Annotated in this window: 12 protein-coding genes; 3 read left to right on the forward strand and 9 right to left on the reverse strand. The window is 34.6% G+C overall.

Features of this window, described 5'->3' with window-relative positions; all coding sequences use genetic code 11:
* Nucleotides 1–61 precede the first annotated feature (61 nt).
* Together NO995_RS17240 and NO995_RS17245 are read right to left on the reverse strand one after the other, a co-directional pair.
* Nucleotides 62–2,368, reverse strand: coding sequence for an inorganic phosphate transporter (locus NO995_RS17240; protein ID WP_258228575.1), 2,307 nt, complete (start codon nt 2,366–2,368; stop codon nt 62–64).
* A 69-nt stretch (nt 2,369–2,437) separates the two neighbouring features.
* On the reverse strand, nt 2,438–3,628 hold the full coding sequence (locus NO995_RS17245; RefSeq protein ID WP_258228576.1) for an OprO/OprP family phosphate-selective porin: 1,191 nt from the start codon (nt 3,626–3,628) through the stop codon (nt 2,438–2,440).
* A gap of 391 nt (nt 3,629–4,019) precedes the next feature.
* Here NO995_RS17245 and NO995_RS17250 point away from each other — a divergent pair, with 391 nt between their 5' ends.
* Nucleotides 4,020–4,370, forward strand: coding sequence for a toxin-antitoxin system YwqK family antitoxin (locus NO995_RS17250; protein ID WP_258228577.1), 351 nt, complete (start codon nt 4,020–4,022; stop codon nt 4,368–4,370).
* Nucleotides 4,371–4,444: 74 nt separating this feature from the next.
* Here NO995_RS17250 and NO995_RS17255 read toward each other — a convergent pair whose 3' ends face one another.
* The 3 genes from NO995_RS17255 to NO995_RS17265 all read right to left on the reverse strand — a co-directional run bounded on the left by NO995_RS17255 (nt 4,445) and on the right by NO995_RS17265 (nt 9,291).
* Nucleotides 4,445–5,641 carry a hypothetical protein gene (locus tag NO995_RS17255; protein WP_258228578.1) on the reverse strand — a complete coding sequence of 399 codons (1,197 nt, stop codon included), beginning with the start codon at nt 5,639–5,641 and terminating at the stop codon, nt 4,445–4,447.
* Between the two features lie 214 nt (nt 5,642–5,855).
* Nucleotides 5,856–8,627 carry a TonB-dependent receptor gene (locus tag NO995_RS17260; protein WP_258228579.1) on the reverse strand — a complete coding sequence of 924 codons (2,772 nt, stop codon included), beginning with the start codon at nt 8,625–8,627 and terminating at the stop codon, nt 5,856–5,858.
* 280 nt (nt 8,628–8,907) lie between these two features.
* A complete protein-coding gene (locus tag NO995_RS17265) occupies nt 8,908–9,291 on the reverse strand; it encodes a carboxypeptidase-like regulatory domain-containing protein (RefSeq protein WP_258228580.1) in 384 nt (127 codons plus the stop codon).
* A 191-nt stretch (nt 9,292–9,482) separates the two neighbouring features.
* Here NO995_RS17265 and dgt point away from each other — a divergent pair, with 191 nt between their 5' ends.
* Complete coding sequence (dgt, locus tag NO995_RS17270; protein ID WP_258228581.1) at nt 9,483–10,823, forward strand: dGTP triphosphohydrolase; 1,341 nt, start codon at nt 9,483–9,485, stop codon at nt 10,821–10,823.
* A gap of 36 nt (nt 10,824–10,859) precedes the next feature.
* Here dgt and NO995_RS17275 read toward each other — a convergent pair whose 3' ends face one another.
* The 4 genes from NO995_RS17275 to NO995_RS17290 form a co-directional block, all read right to left on the reverse strand.
* Complete coding sequence (locus NO995_RS17275; RefSeq protein ID WP_258228582.1) at nt 10,860–11,837, reverse strand: permease; 978 nt, start codon at nt 11,835–11,837, stop codon at nt 10,860–10,862.
* Nucleotides 11,838–11,913: 76 nt separating this feature from the next.
* On the reverse strand, nt 11,914–12,150 hold the full coding sequence (locus NO995_RS17280; RefSeq protein WP_240575171.1) for a thioredoxin family protein: 237 nt from the start codon (nt 12,148–12,150) through the stop codon (nt 11,914–11,916).
* A gap of 159 nt (nt 12,151–12,309) precedes the next feature.
* Nucleotides 12,310–14,091 carry a 1-deoxy-D-xylulose-5-phosphate synthase gene (dxs, locus tag NO995_RS17285; RefSeq protein WP_258228583.1) on the reverse strand — a complete coding sequence of 594 codons (1,782 nt, stop codon included), beginning with the start codon at nt 14,089–14,091 and terminating at the stop codon, nt 12,310–12,312.
* Between the two features lie 18 nt (nt 14,092–14,109).
* On the reverse strand, nt 14,110–15,072 hold the full coding sequence (locus tag NO995_RS17290) for an energy transducer TonB (protein WP_258228584.1): 963 nt from the start codon (nt 15,070–15,072) through the stop codon (nt 14,110–14,112).
* 76 nt (nt 15,073–15,148) lie between these two features.
* Here NO995_RS17290 and NO995_RS17295 point away from each other — a divergent pair, with 76 nt between their 5' ends.
* Nucleotides 15,149–15,598, forward strand: a complete 450-nt coding sequence (locus NO995_RS17295; protein WP_240575173.1) for a nucleoside deaminase — start codon at nt 15,149–15,151, stop codon at nt 15,596–15,598.
* The last annotated feature ends 31 nt before the right edge of the window (nt 15,599–15,629 follow it).

Genomic DNA, 15,629 nt, shown 5'->3' on the forward strand with positions numbered 1-15,629 from the left:
CATAAAACAAAAAAGCCTGTGAAATTTTCACAGGCTTTTTTTATATGAAGTAATATGTTACTTATGCTTTTGTTTCTTCAGCTTTAATAGTCGCAGGAGCTACAGATGCGTCGTGTGCCTGGTCGTATTCTTCTAAAAGATTCATAGTTGCATTTAATAAATCTTTAGTTTCTAAAAGTAAGCTAAAGTATAAGGTTGTGTTTTTCGGACTCGATTCTTCAGTACGAGTACGTTCAACCTGTTTTTGAATTTTAGTTGTAACTAAAGAAGTGATTTCAGATTTTCTTCCTAAAATTACAGAAAGTTGATCGAAAGATTCTGTGTTAAATGCATTGTGAACATTAGTGAATAATCTTTCGAAACGCTCATCTACTTCTTTAAGTTCTTTAATCTGATTAAACTTCAACTTTTTATGGTTGTTGTTTATGTGTTTATGACTCACTTTAGTAATGTACTCTAAAGACTGAACCATATCTTGTAAATAACCTAAAATGTGAATGTAGAAGTTACTTGCGCCAACACTAGATTCATCTAAGTTTTTAATAAAATAGAAGATATTATCTCTCAATTCATCAACTTCATTCGATAGTTTGATAATTTGAGTTTTGTTCTTTTTCAATAAAACTAAATCCTGTTTTGCTAAACCGTTAATGGCATTGGTGTAAATTTTGTTTCCGCGTTTTACAACATTGGCAATGTTTTTAGAGCTTTCGTGAATAACACCTTGAATAGAACTGTTTTCAGAAAGGGTTAAGCTGTCTTCAGTTTTAGATTCCGCAGATGATTTTCTATGTGAAATATAGTTTCTCGCTAATAAAACAATAGCAAATAATAATAAAACCGGTACCATTACTGATACATTCCAGTTAATTAAATATGCAATTAATCCGGCAGCGATAAAGGCGATAAATGCGGTAAAGAACCAACCTCCAATAACGTTTAATACTCCGGCAACACGATATACAGCGCTTTCACTACCCCAGGCTCTGTCGGCTAAAGAGGTACCCATGGCCACCATAAAGGTTACATAAGTTGTAGAAAGTGGTAATTTCATAGAAGTCGCTAAAGAGATTAAAGCTGCAGCAACTGTTAAGTTAATGGCTGCTCTAACCATATCGAAAGCCGGTAAATCTTTTGCTTTCGATTTTGAAGTTGACACTTCTGGTTTTTCAAATTGTTTTTCAATTTTTTCTTGCCACGATCCTGGTAAGATAAACGATGACATTTGCGACATAGCAATAGCCGATCTTACGAAACCACGAGATAAGAAGTTTGGTTGAAAACGCTCTTTCCCTTCACCTTCTCTAGATAAATTAATTTCTGTTTCAGTTACTTTCTTCGCTTTTGAAGAGAACCATAACGTAGCTACCATTACTAAACCTGAAATAACAAGCATAATGGTTGGCGTAGGTACTTTTTCAGCTAATACACCCATGCTAAATGCATCGGCAGCAACACCAGAACTAACCCAGGCGTTGTAAGACTGGTAACCAGCGATAGGCACACCAATAAAGTTTACTAAATCGTTTCCAGCGAAAGCTAATGCTAACGCAAAGGTACCAACAGCAATAATTACTTTATAAATATTAGCTTTTAAGAAGGTCATTAATGCGTATGAAATTAAACTCCATAACACAAAACTTAAAGACACAATAAGTAGTACTTTTTCTTCTAAGAACTTGCTGATTTTCATACCGCCAAGCATTTCTAATTCCTGACTGGCAAATGCAGTTCCTTTAATTCCTTTTAAGAAAATAAAGTAGGTAATTGAAGCTAAGGCTAAACCACCAAAAACAGCACCAACCCATTTAGCTTTATTTAAAAAGTTGTATGACAATAATAAACGGGTAATCCACTGCACAATGGCTCCTATTGAAAAAGCAACTACTACCGAGAGTAAAATACCAAAAATAATGGACGTCGCTTTCGAGGTGTTAATGTAGTTTACAACATCGGAAAAGTTTCCGTTTTGGTGTGCAATTTTAATAAGGGCCATAGCAACAGAAGCTCCAAGTAATTCGAATACAATAGAAACTGTTGTAGAGGTAGGCATACCCACCGTATTAAAAAAGTCTAAAAGGAGGATGTCTGTAATCATTACCGCCATGAAAATGATCATAATTTCATTGAACATGAATTCATGCGGATTGAAAATCCCTTTTCGGGCAACTTCCATCATACCGCTTGAGAAAATAGCTCCTACGGCAATACCAATACTGGCAACAATCATTATCGTTTTAAACGAAATGGCTTTCGAACCGATAGCGGAGTTTAAGAAGTTTACCGCGTCGTTACTAACCCCAACAACCAAATCGGCAATGGCTAAAATGGCCAGGGCAATAATCATAAATAAATAAATATTTTCCATTTTTTAATTAGAAATAGTTTGCAAATATCTTTAGTGTTTCTGTATGTAATGTTATATTAATGTTAACTTTTAGAAATGGATATCGCACTGTAGTCTGTACATCACCTGACCGTTGTTGGTTGGTACATCTAAATAGCTAATATCGGTTTGTACTTTTAATTTATGTCCTACAATAAATTTAGACAGTCCTAATGTATATTGTGTTTCAGGATTTTTACCTGTAATATTTTTATCTAATTCTACGTTGGTATAACGACCAGTAACTTCCCAGTTATTTTTGAATAAATAGCCTGATTGAAGGTTTAAACCTTTACCAACTTGTACTTCAGCTCCTGTTAAACTACCATCGGCATTTTTAGCTATTGGATCATCAGCTGTTCTATCGGCATATTCACCCATAAAAGAGAATCCTTTATACTTAAACATGGCATCTATAAAGATAGTAGAAATATTTGTTTCGTACAGCCCTTCATTAGTTTCCATGTAAGATCCCAGATTTCCTCGGTCTCTTACGGCGTTGTTATTGAAGTTATACGTAGCACCTACAGCTAATTTAGGAGTTTGCTCGCGGTTTAAATCAGAACCTTTATAGTCTCCCTTACTTTGAAAATCTCCAAAAGGATATAATTCTACACGTCCGGTATATTGATGACCTCCTTCATTCCCTGTTGTTACATTACGACCTTCACCTTGAGAAATAGAAGCTATTTCTTTAACAATAAATTTATTTGTTAGGTTGAAATGGTGTCTTAACTGAAGTCCCATATCACGGTCAATGTTAAAACGGCTGTTTACTAACGAACGGTCTACCAATTGTAAATCTGCAGATGAGATTACACGTTCGCGATTCCCTGGTAATTTGGTTTGTCCCGCCCATAATACAAAGTTTCCTGCAAAATTCCATTTTAAAACAGCATCCATTACGTATCTTGGAGAATTACTGGTGTATTGGGAAGCGCCAGACATATCGCGGTTGGCTAATCCTAACTCTACTTTATACTGAAGTTTTGGAGAGAAGGCGAAACCGTCAAATTTTAAACGCGAACGTCTAATTAACATGCTGGTTTCTAAAGATTCTCCATCCTGCCATGTTGAAGTTCCTAAAAGTTGCATACGAAATCCAACTTTCATTGTAAATGAACTGTCCTTGCCAACTAGATTAAAAAGTCCTTTGCCAAACTTTGGGGCATTAGTTTCTTGCGCATAATAAGTGCTTGTAGCTAACATTAAAATAGCTACCAGGCTCCATCTAAATTTCATAAATTTTATTCTAAGTTTTTGTCGCCGGCAAAAGTCTAACTTTAAAACGATTTCAATGTTTCCTTAATGTTAAATGTACGTAAAAAAAAAGAGACTACCTTGGCCGAAGGTAGTCTCCATAGAAATCATAATAATGTAGTCGACAAAAACTAATAGATTATATGAAATACTAAATGTTGTCTTAAGACTCACGCAAATAAAACGTAATTGCATGATTTAAATGTAACGGTAATATTAAGTAATTATTAATTCACGTATGTTAAATTTTAACATATAACGGATTGGTATTCAGTGTTAAATGTATTCAATGTTAAATTAATGTTATCTAACTGTTGATTAAATGTTATGAAATGCGTATATTTACTGTATAAATGTTTAATACCCCATGATTATGAAGAAGTTTATTTTATCTCTGGCCTTTTTAGTTACTGTGGTTTCTTTTGGACAACAAAAAAGAGACTTAAAGCTTAATAAAGATACTAATTTAATTGAGGTAACTTACTATCATGACAATGGAGTGGTAGCCCAAACAGGGTTTTACACTACAGATGGTAAATTACAAGGTGAATGGTTAAGCTACAACGAAGAAGGCACGAAAACAGTTTCAGGTAATTATGATAATGGGAAAAAAGTCGGCAAATGGTTTTACTATACTGGTGAAACTATAAAAGAAGTAGATTACAACGCTAATGAAATAGCAAGTTTAAAAGAAACAAACGTGAAGAACGATAAGGGTCTTTAAAACGTAAATACTAAACATAAAAAAAGCATCTCAATTGAGATGCTTTTTTTATGTTTTATAAGGTTGAAATTTTCTTATAATTTGATTACCACAAAGCTTTGGTTAGCCCATGAGAAAACTGATAAGTCAGCTCCAACACCAGCCTTAGTAGAAATTGTATTGTCAGCAGTAACAGTGATTCCATCTGTAATTTCTGTAACAGTACCATTGATGTCTCCACCTACTTTATCGGTGCCTACGTTTCCTTGAGCAACAGCATTAGTGATAGTTACCGTACCGTTACCAGAAGAATCGTCAGTATCAATTCTGTTTCCGAAAGAAGCATTACCATAAGCGGCAAACAATATGTTATTTACAGTAGCAACAGTTCCTCGTCTAATTTCAGCACCAGCTTTTAAAGCAACGTCTGGATTAAGGTTTAAGATTGTTACATTTTTTAAAGAAGGAGTAGAGATTGGTGCAGCAGTTGGATCTGAACTATTGCTATCTCCTTCAAGACCTCTTGGATCTTCACTGGCAGCGTCAAAACCATCATTACGAACACCAAAAGCATTGTTTATTGTTCCAGAGTAACCTTCTGTCCAGTCAAACATATCATCTGCAATATTAGCACAATAAACGTTTGTTACATTAACAGTTCCTCCAAAGAACTCAACACCGTCATCATTTCCGTTGTTTACTACAATGTTGTTAACGATTGTTCCGCTACCAACACCAAAGAAAGAAATTCCGTTAAATTCTTGCTCTCCGTTAATTTTAGCACCTGTATATTCAGCAATAATATAGCTTAATTCACCAGAACTATCAGCATCATCAGTACCGCCATAAAGTAATCCAGCAACCTCAGACTGTACGTCTGTTCCTTTGTTTGTTTTAGCTTTACCGGCAAGAACTAATCCTCCCCAGTCACCAGCTTTTGGAGACGCTGCATCTGAAGTGAAAGTAATTGGCAATGCAGCAGTTCCTTTAGCGATTAATTTAGCACCTCTTTCAACAGCTAAAAACACATCAGTTCTTCCGCTCTTCGCTTTAATTACAGTTCCTGGTTCGATAGTTAAAGTTGCTCCTTCTTTTACAGTTAAAGAGCTAGTTAATGTATATTCAACAGATGCTAATAAAGTAGCATTTTCAGAAATTTCACCTTTTAATTCATTATCAGTGATAACTCCTCCTCCAGTTCCTGGGTCTATAGTTCTGTTGTCATCATCACTTGAACAAGAGAAAATTGAAGCGGCAACTGCAACGATTAATAAGTTTCTAAAGTTTTTCATTTTGTTTTCTATTTTTTAGTTTCCTAGTTTTTATTGTTCTGCAAATTAAAGTCGTTAGTTTAAATCTAGTTTGAAGCTAACATTAGTATTAGGTTAAGAAATTTGATTAATGTTAAGTTAATGTTTACTATGGCTTTAAGTGCTTTATTTTAATAAAAACCCCTCTAGTATATTTTTAATAATAGAGGGGCTAATAGTTGAATTTTATTTGAGATTATAATTCGTAAGCGATTCCAACTGAGAAAGATGTTCCTCTTTTGTATGAATTCATGGTTAGCTTTTCTGGTATATCTCTGTATCTGTCGAAACTTGGGTTTAAAATATTTTTAACATTGAATTTCATTCCTAAGTTTTTATTGAATTTGTGGCTGAAAACGAAATCTAATAAAGGCACACCTTTTTCAATAATATTTTCTTTAAAGTTAGTACCAACACTATAAACTTTATCGCTTTGGTAGTTGAAAACTAAAGTCGACATGGTTTCTTTTTCATTTACTTTAAATCTGTAAGAAACATCGGCGTTAATTGTAAACGGTGCTGCTCCTTCTAATTCAGAACTATCGCCAGTATAGTTGAATAACGTATTTGCCTTATTGAATTTAAGCTTTGTTTTCATTAAAGTGGCATTACCACCTAAAGTAAGATTCTGTGATTTGTCATCATCAGATTCTATAGATAATAAGTCTACTTTTCCTTCTAATTCTAAACCAAATACGGTAGCATCTCCAGAGTTGTCGAATGTAAAGTCTCTTTCAATCGCTGAGTTTCTTTCTAATCGGTTGATAGAATTTTGGATTAATTTACCAAACACACCTATAGACACTAACTCCGTTTTATTAGGGAACATTTCAAATTTAAGTTCTCCATTATAGTTGTCTGAAGGAAGTAATGCTGGATTACCACTTTCTTGATAGTTGATACCTTCGTAAGTAAAAGGAGCAATTTCTTTAAACTGAGGGTAAGTATAAGTCATACTTCCAGATGCTCTTAAATTAATTTTATCGTTTACTTGATATTTTAAGTTAAGTGTAGGCAAAACGTATTGCTTATCTAATGCAATTTGACTGTTGTTTGAGAAACCAGGGAAACTAATGTTGGTATCCCATTCAACATCCATTTTAATATCCTCAGCACGTAAACCTATATTTGCAGTGAATTTATCGCTAAAGTTATATACGGCATCAATATATGCTGCATGAATTGTTTTCGTTGCATCATACAATTGTGGCAAGTAAGTTTCAGGATCGTCACTGTTTCTACCACGTGATGTTTCTACACCAAATACATCATTGTCTAAATTGATTTGATTGAAGGTTGCATCTAAATTATTTACATCAACAAAAGTTGTTCTTGGATTTGTGAAGTTGTGATCGAAATAGATACCATCAAATTTTCTGTCTGTAACACTTCCATTATATCCCAAAGTTACTTTTCCTTTATTTTCGAAACGCTCACCAAAATATTTAACGGCGCTTAAGTTTCCTGCAATGCTGTTTTCAAAAAGATTTCCGTAAAATCTACTGTTATCCCTTACGGCATTTTGAGAAATTCTAGTTGTGTTAGCATCATTATCAATAATGAATGTGTTTTTTCTTCTATCTGGTTCATCGTTGTAGATAGCATTATAACTTACAGCAGCATTAACATCAAATGATTCTCCAAATTGATTTTCAGACATTAATTGGTTAACAAAAAGTTTGTTTTGTACTTCTGTCTGCAAAACAAGGTTTACTAATCTGTTGTCGTCTTCAGGTCTACCTATATCTGTAGTTGTTCCAAGGAAATCCTCAATTTTTTGAGAATTTGAGTGTACAAATAAGTGATTGTAACTTAATTTGTGGTTGTTGTTAATTTTGTAAGATACATTACCCATTAACATTTTTGAAGCGCTATAACTATAGGTTTTTGTGTCAAAAATAGAACCCACGTTAAGAGAACCATCATCATAAACGTCCACAATAGCATCAGATGTTCCTTCTTGGTAAGCATATTTGTTATCGAAAGACCCAACTAAAAAGAAGCTAATGTTACTATCATCAGACAAAGTTATTTTTCTACCATAGTTGATTGATAATCCCATGTTAGGATTTGCTGTTCCAGAATCTGGAGTAAAGCTATTGTCGAAGCTATAAGTATTAAGATTTCTAACTTTGTGGTGTGTATTTGAGTTTACTCCAAACCAATTTGCTCCATCAATAGTTTTGAAATCTTTAAATGTTGTTTGAGTGTTAGCTCCAGAAGAAAGACTAACTTTAAATAAGGATTTTTCGTTTGTAGCCTTACTTACGATATCGATACTTGCTCCAGCAACATCAGAAGACATGTAAGAAGAAAATGCTTTACCAATACCAACACTTTCTATAATATCTGAACTGAATAATGATAAATCGATGTTTTTGTTTCTAGGGTCGTTTGAAGGTAATGGTAAACCGTTAAGTGTGGTGGAGTTATATCTATCACCTAATCCTCTTACATAAATTTTACTAGATCCTTCTTGTTTGTTAACACCAGTAACTTTTAGAGTTGCATCAGCAGCGTCAGAAACAGCTTTTTTACTTAATTCTTGAGCCCCAATAGCAGTTTTGATTTCTACCGCTTTCTTTTGTTCTAATAATAAGGCAGTTTCGCTTTCACGTTTTGTAGTAGTTGTAATAACAACCTCGCTTAATGAAGCAGCGCTGGCACCCATAGGTACATTAACTTCTGTTACTTTTCCAGCTGTTACTGTAACAGCAATTTCTTGAGTTTCGTAACCTACGAAACTGAAAACTAAAGTGTAATTACCAGCTTCTAGATTTTCAAGACTATATAGTCCGTCAAAGTCTGAAGTTGTACCGGTTGTGGTTCCTTTAATAAGGACGTTAGCAAAGGCTAATGGCTCGTCATTATATTCTTTATCAGTAAGTTTACCAACCACAGAACCAGTGGTTTGTGCGTATGATATTGCTCCTACTAATAGCATTAGCAATACAGTAAATTTTTTCATAAAATGTTAGTTTTTATCTGCTGCAAAGAACGTTACGTTGTATGAACGCATCGTTATCTAGAAGTTAAACAATAGTAATAAAAGCGTTATGTTAATGTTATGAGATTTAATGTTTGTAAACGTTAACTTAACATTGAAGTATGGAAACAAATCAATGAAATTCTATAGGTACGCTTGTTTTTTGGTGAAAGGTTTTGTTTTAAAAATAGCAAAGCCAATAACTTGGTTATTGGCTTTGCAGACTACTCGAATATATTAATCCCTAATATATTTATATTTTTTATCCTTGAGGTAAGGTTTTATTATTGTTTTCGGCAGTGGCAGTAAGAAGCGCTAATTCATCAAATGAAATGGTGCTTGCTGCTAATGAAAATTTAAGTTCTGTAGGTTCAAAAGCGTCAACATGAATATTAATTTCTTTTGTTTCGTAACCCACAAAGCTACATACTAAGGTGTAATCTCCTGCTTCTAAGTTTTCAAATACAAATAAACCTGTTTGATCTGTATCAACTTTAGTTTCAGTACCCTTAATAGTTACATTAGCTAATACTAAAGGCGCATTATTTACTTCGGCATCCATAATTTTTCCAACAACTAAGCCAGTGTTTTGGCTAAAAGATATTGCTGAAATTAACATTGCGGCTACAAAAAATAAACGTTTCATTTATATGTGTTTTTTTAATAGACTGCAAATTAAAAGCTTAAATACAAGTATTGTGTTATCTCAATATTAAAGAATATTTACTTAATGTTATCTTAATGTTAATAGAAGTGAGGTTTAGAATATTTGTAGCGAATAAAAGCCCCGTAAATATTGGTGAATTTAACTATCTTGCCATGCATTAATAATTTACTATGAACTGGGAACAACTATTATCTTTAAAGCGATTTGGTGATACTAATAAACGACTTAGAAAAGAGCAGGACGAAACGCGTCTGGGTTTTGAGGTTGATTATGATCGTATTATATTTTCATCAGAATTTAGAAGTTTACAAGATAAAACGCAGGTTATTCCTTTATCGGAAACCGATTTTGTTCATACCCGCCTAACACACAGTCTGGAAGTTAGTGTTGTTGGACGCTCTTTAGGGCGATTGGTTGGAAAAAAATTACTTGAAAAACATCCGCATTTACAAAATGTTCATGGCTATCAGGCTAACGACTTTGGTGCTATTGTGGCTGCGGCAGCTTTAGCTCACGATATTGGTAATCCGCCATTTGGACATTCAGGTGAAAAGGCTATTGGAGAATTCTTTAAAACCGGAGAAGGATTAAAATATAAAGACGAATTAACCGCAAAGGAGTATCAGGATTTATGTGATTTTGAAGGAAACGCCAATGGTTTTAAAATTTTAACTGAAGATCGTGCTGGACGTATTGGAGGATTACGACTAAGTTATGCTACTCTTGGGGCGTTTACTAAGTATCCAAAAGAATCGTTACCCAAAAAGCCAACAGCTCATATTGCAGATAAAAAGTATGGGTTTTTCCAAAGTGAAAAGGAAGCTTACATTGATATTGCCGAAGAACTCGGATTGATAAAGCGTAGTGAAGACAGTGTTAGTTACGCGCGCCATCCGCTAACATTTTTGGTAGAAGCAGCCGACGATATTTGTTATACCATTATCGATTTTGAAGATGGTATCAATCTTGGGCTTATTCAGGAGGAATACGCCTTGGAGTATTTGTCAAAAATTATTCGTCATACCATCCGTCCTGAAAATTATTATGCGTTATCGACTAAAGCCGACCGAATTGGGTATTTGCGAGCACTGGCCATCGGTTCTTTAATTAACGAAGCGGTCCATATTTTCATGGAAAATGAAGAAGCTATTTTAAATGGCGATTTCGACTGTGCATTAATGGATAAATGCAAATACGAAGCGCAGATTAATGATATCATAAAAATAAGTATCGAAAATATATATCAATCAACCGAAGTCATAGATAAAGAAATTGCGGGTTATGGCGTTATTAATACCTTGTTAGAAACCTATACTGCAGCGGTAAATAATAGTTTTAACGGTACGGCTTCCAATTACGATAAACTGATTTTAAAAGGTTTGCCTAAAAATATAAAGATCGATAGTTCCAGTTTATATGCACGCTTATCAAGTGTGTGTTACTATGTGTCATTGTTATCCGATAGTAAAGCTATTTTAGATTATAAAAAGATAAAGGGTATTACTTTCTAGAATTGCAATGCAGGCTTGTCTGTTGCATTACTCAAGTTATAAGATAATATTGAATAGATATCCTGAAATGATAATGCATAGAGTTACCACGCTAAAAAATATAGCAATAAGTTTAAAAGTCATAACTTTTTTCAAGAGCATGGCTTCCGGTAGTGATAGGCCAACAACCCCCATCATAAAGGCGATGGCTGTGCCTAATGGTATACCTTTAGAAACTAATACCTGAACTATAGGAAGTATACCTGATGCGTTTGAGTACATGGGAACAGATAATATGGTGGCAAGAGGAATAGCAAAAAGATTGTCTTTAGCCATAAATTTTTCAAAAAAACCTTCAGGAATATATCCGTGCATGAATCCGCCAATGGCAATTCCAACAATTACATAAGGTATAATACCTTTAAGAATGTTTACAACTTCAGTCCATATTACTGGTAAACGCTTCGTGAAAGGTTGCTTTTCAGCTTCAAATATATCTTGTTCTTTTTTAGCATTTGCTAAAACGTCTTTGACCCAAGGTGTCAGGTAGCATTCCAGATTAAGATTTTGAAGAATGATTCCGGATATGGTGCCAAGCAATACGCCACTAATGATATATATAATTGTGGTTTTTATACCAAACAAACCTATAAAAAGGCCAATGGCGACTTCATTAACTAAAGGAGAGGTAATTAGAAAAGCAAACGTAACTCCCAACGGAATACCGCCTCTTACAAAACCAATGAATAACGGAACCGATGAACAAGAGCAAAACGGAGTGACAACTCCAAAAAGACTTGCCATAAGGTATTCCAGTCCGTATAGTTTTTTTCTTGACAGATAATTTTTAACCTTGTCTATGGGGAAATAACTGTTAACGATGCCCATAAAAAAGATGACAATAACAAGAAGGATTAGAATTTTAACAGTATCGTAAATGAAGAAGTTTAAGGCTTCAGCCAGATGTTGTTTCTGGTCTAAATTCAAGACATCATAAACCAACCAATCTGCTATTTGTTGTAACCAATTAAACATAGCTACTCCTATTCGAAAATTGTTTTACAATTTTCTATGTACCATGATTTATTAGAATAATGCATTGCTGTTTTTTCTAGTTTAAAAGTGCAAGAACTTCATCTTTTGAAGGGACTCTTCCTTTTATGGTAATAACATCATCAATTACCAAAGCAGGTGTCGTCATGATATTGAATTTCATAATTTCTACGATATCTTCAACTTTTTCAATGGTTGCATCAATGTTATTGGTGGTAACCACGTCTTTAACAACATTGGTCATCGATTGACATTTAGGGCAACCGGTTCCTAAAATTTTAATTACTTTACTCATGATTAAATGTATTATTTTGGATGATAGATACAGGGATATCGATCAATTGTAAAATTACGATAGAGATTTAAAATGATAGGTGACTTTTGTCACGTTTTAGACGTTTTTGCGGAAGAGGAAACGAATAACTTTTGTGTGGAATTTAGTTTCTAATTAACATTATTGATTGTTTACAATCAATATGTTGTTTAATAGTTTTACTAAATGTGTTGCATCTAAACCTATTTGTTGTTGCAGTTCTGTTACGCTACCATGATCAATAACTACATCAGGAATACCTAAAACTTTAATGTTATTCTTATAATTATTGGCTGAAGCAAATTCTAAAATCGCCGACCCGAAACCACCTTTAACCGAGTTGTCTTCTATGGTGATTATCACATTATGTTTTTTGAATATTTGATGTAGTAAGGCTTCATCTAAAGGTTTAACAAAGCGTAAATCGTAGTGAGCAATAGTTTCTGGATTATTGCAGCCATTTATGGCATCGGTAACATTTTTAGCAATAGTTCCTATACTTAAAACGGCAATTTTATCACCTTCTTTCAGTATTGTTCCGGTTCCAATTTCAATGGTTTCAAAAGGTTGTTTCCAGTTTGCTGTAATACCACTGCCTCTAGGATAACGAATGGCAATAGGATGGTTCAGTCCTAATTGGGCGGTGTACATGATATTGCGTAATTCCATTTCATTTCGCGGCGCGAAAATAATCAGGTTCGGGACGCATCGTAAATACGACAAGTCGTAAACCCCATGATGTGTAGCACCATCTTCGCCAACCAATCCTGCACGATCTAAGCAAAAAATTACAGGTAAATTTTGTATAGCCACGTCATGAATAATCTGGTCGTAAGCGCGTTGTAAGAACGTAGAATAGATATTGCAAAAAGGAATTAGGCCCTGTGTTGCCATACCTGCTGCAAGTGTTACCGCGTGCTGTTCGGCAATACCAACATCAAAAGCGCGATCAGGTAGTTCGTCCATCATGTATTTTAATGAACTTCCTGTTGGCATGGCTGGTGTGATACCGACAATGTTTTTATTTTGTTTGGCTAACTCTACAATAGTGTGTCCAAATACATCCTGATATTTAGGGATTTTTGAAGCAGATTTAGGAATCAATTCTCCGGTTTCAGAATCGAACTTTCCTGGGGCATGGTATTTTACTTGATCTTCTTCGGCCTGACGTAAACCTTTGCCTTTGGTGGTAATAACGTGCAGAAACTTTGGGCCTTTAACTGTTTTTAATCGCTCTAACTCCGAAATTACGGCATCTAAATCATGACCATCAATCGGTCCGGAATAATCAAAATTCAAGGCTTCAAAAATATTGTCCTGTTTTTGAGTTCCTTTCTTAACATTGGTTAAGTACATTTTTAAAGCGCCAACACTTGGGTCAATGCCAATAGCGTTGTCGTTTAAAATAACTAACAGATTAGCATCGGTCACTCCCGCGTGATTTAAACCTTCAAAGGCCATACCACTTGCAATCGAAGCATCGCCAATAACGGCAATGTGTTGTTTTTCGGTTTCACCTTTTAGTTTAGAGGCAATCGCCATGCCTAAAGCTGCTGAAATGGAAGTTGACGAATGCCCGACACCAAAGGCATCGTAAATACTTTCGTCGCGTTTAGGGAATCCGCAAATACCACCTAATTGTCGGTTGGTATGAAAAACCGTTTTGCGTTCGGTTAATATTTTATGTCCGTAAGCTTGGTGACCAACATCCCAGATGAGTTGGTCTTCTGGGGTATTAAAAACATAATGCAGTGCAATGGTTAATTCTACCACACCTAAACTAGCACCTAAATGTCCTTCTTTAGTCGCGACAATGTTAATAATAAACTCACGCAATTCCTGAGCAAGTTGAGGCAACTGCTCGGGCTTTAAAAGACGTAAGTCTTTAGGAGAATTAATGCTATGTAATAAGGTGTTTTGCACGTGGCAAAAGTACAGATTTTATTGGTCATCTGCATTAAAAATAATAGGGAGGTTGTATAGTACATCTATAGGTTTATTTCTTTGTGTTGCGGGAATAAATTCGGGTAAAAGTTTAAGTACCCGAATGGCTTCATTTTCTAAATCGGGATGTGGAGCTCTGACTTGAATATCGACTATTTTACCTTCTTTATTAATTTTAAATCTTGTGGCAATATTTTGTATTCCTTTTAATTCTGAACAAACCGAAGTGTTAAAGTTATCCTGTATTATTTTAGAAATACGTTTTTGAAAAAGTTCTTTTTTCTCAGCATAATTTAAGTTGGATGGCGAGTCTTTAAATTTGGGAACGTCTTCTATTACTATCATACCAAATGTTAAATCTTCTTCAATGTTTTCACCGGAAAACCCTTTACATAAAATGTCAATTTCATCTTCAATGTCGTCATCCGGAGAAACAGGGCTTGTAATAATTTCACCAAGTGTTTCAATTTCAACAAAACCTGTTGGATTTGGAGCTGGTATATTTGTGTTTTTTATGCAATTTTTAATTATAGTGTCATTTTTTGTTACTGCGTTTATAAATTTTACAGAATCCAAAACTTTATTTTGTAACGTATCGAAAACTTCTATACTGTCAATTTTTTGTTTGTAGCCTATGTTGTTGGTGCAATTCATTAAAGTAGTTCCCATAACTAAAAGTAAGGCCAGTAAAAAAGTTTTATGAAAGCTTTTGGTTGCGGTGATTGTTTTTGAAGAAATCCGCAGGTTAATACTGTCTATCTGGGTTTGTTTAAAATGTCCGCAAATATGTTTATGACTATTAGATTTTATGTACTGTTGTATTTCTTCGGAATTCATTTTTGTAAAATCCACAACCGTTTTAACACAGGAATTACAAAATCTGCCCTTCTCGTTGGGAGACATTTTATTCCAGTCTTCATGGCAAGGTTTTGGAATGGATATAGAATAGTGTTTTTGCATGATGGAAGTTTTTTTGAATAGCATCAAAATTCTTGCCGAATCATTTTTGAGTGTTTTGAAATCGTATATTTGAATTATGGAAAACCCGTTTGATGATACGTATTTTATGAAAAAAGCCCTGCAGGAGGCAGAGTTGGCTTTTGATAAAGGTGAAATACCTGTTGGAGCTGTTGTTGTTATTGATAATAGAATTATTGCTCGCGGTCATAATTTAACTGAAACCTTAAACGATGTGACGGCACATGCCGAGATGCAAGCTATTACAGCGGCGGCTAATTTTTTAGGGGGCAAGTATCTTCAGAATTGTACCTTATACGTGACTTTAGAGCCTTGCCAGATGTGTGCAGGCGCGTTGTACTGGAGTCAGATTTCTAATATAGTTTATGGTGCCAGAGATGAGCAGCGTGGATGCATTAATTTAAATACCAGATTACACCCGAAAACTATTATGAAAGGCGGTGTTTTAGAAGCTGAAGCATCTGAATTAATGAAACGTTTTTTTATTGAAAAACGAAATTTGAATTGATAGATTAGGCGAATGGCCTGACCCGAAGGGT

The sequence above is a fragment of the Aestuariibaculum sp. M13 genome, assembly GCF_024723255.1.
In the GTDB taxonomy this organism is placed as follows: domain Bacteria; phylum Bacteroidota; class Bacteroidia; order Flavobacteriales; family Flavobacteriaceae; genus Aestuariibaculum; species Aestuariibaculum lutulentum.

Coding starts and splice junctions, on each gene's coding strand:
- NO995_RS17240 (WP_258228575.1), bottom strand. CDS start 2,368: ATGGAAAATATTTATTTATTTATGATTATTGCCCTGGCCATTTTAGCC.
- NO995_RS17245 (WP_258228576.1), bottom strand. CDS start 3,628: ATGAAATTTAGATGGAGCCTGGTAGCTATTTTAATGTTAGCTACAAGC.
- NO995_RS17250 (WP_258228577.1), top strand. CDS start 4,020: ATGAAGAAGTTTATTTTATCTCTGGCCTTTTTAGTTACTGTGGTTTCT.
- NO995_RS17255 (WP_258228578.1), bottom strand. CDS start 5,641: ATGAAAAACTTTAGAAACTTATTAATCGTTGCAGTTGCCGCTTCAATT.
- NO995_RS17260 (WP_258228579.1), bottom strand. CDS start 8,627: ATGAAAAAATTTACTGTATTGCTAATGCTATTAGTAGGAGCAATATCA.
- NO995_RS17265 (WP_258228580.1), bottom strand. CDS start 9,291: ATGAAACGTTTATTTTTTGTAGCCGCAATGTTAATTTCAGCAATATCT.
- dgt (WP_258228581.1), top strand. CDS start 9,483: ATGAACTGGGAACAACTATTATCTTTAAAGCGATTTGGTGATACTAAT.
- NO995_RS17275 (WP_258228582.1), bottom strand. CDS start 11,837: ATGTTTAATTGGTTACAACAAATAGCAGATTGGTTGGTTTATGATGTC.
- NO995_RS17280 (WP_240575171.1), bottom strand. CDS start 12,150: ATGAGTAAAGTAATTAAAATTTTAGGAACCGGTTGCCCTAAATGTCAA.
- NO995_RS17290 (WP_258228584.1), bottom strand. CDS start 15,072: ATGCAAAAACACTATTCTATATCCATTCCAAAACCTTGCCATGAAGAC.
- NO995_RS17295 (WP_240575173.1), top strand. CDS start 15,149: ATGGAAAACCCGTTTGATGATACGTATTTTATGAAAAAAGCCCTGCAG.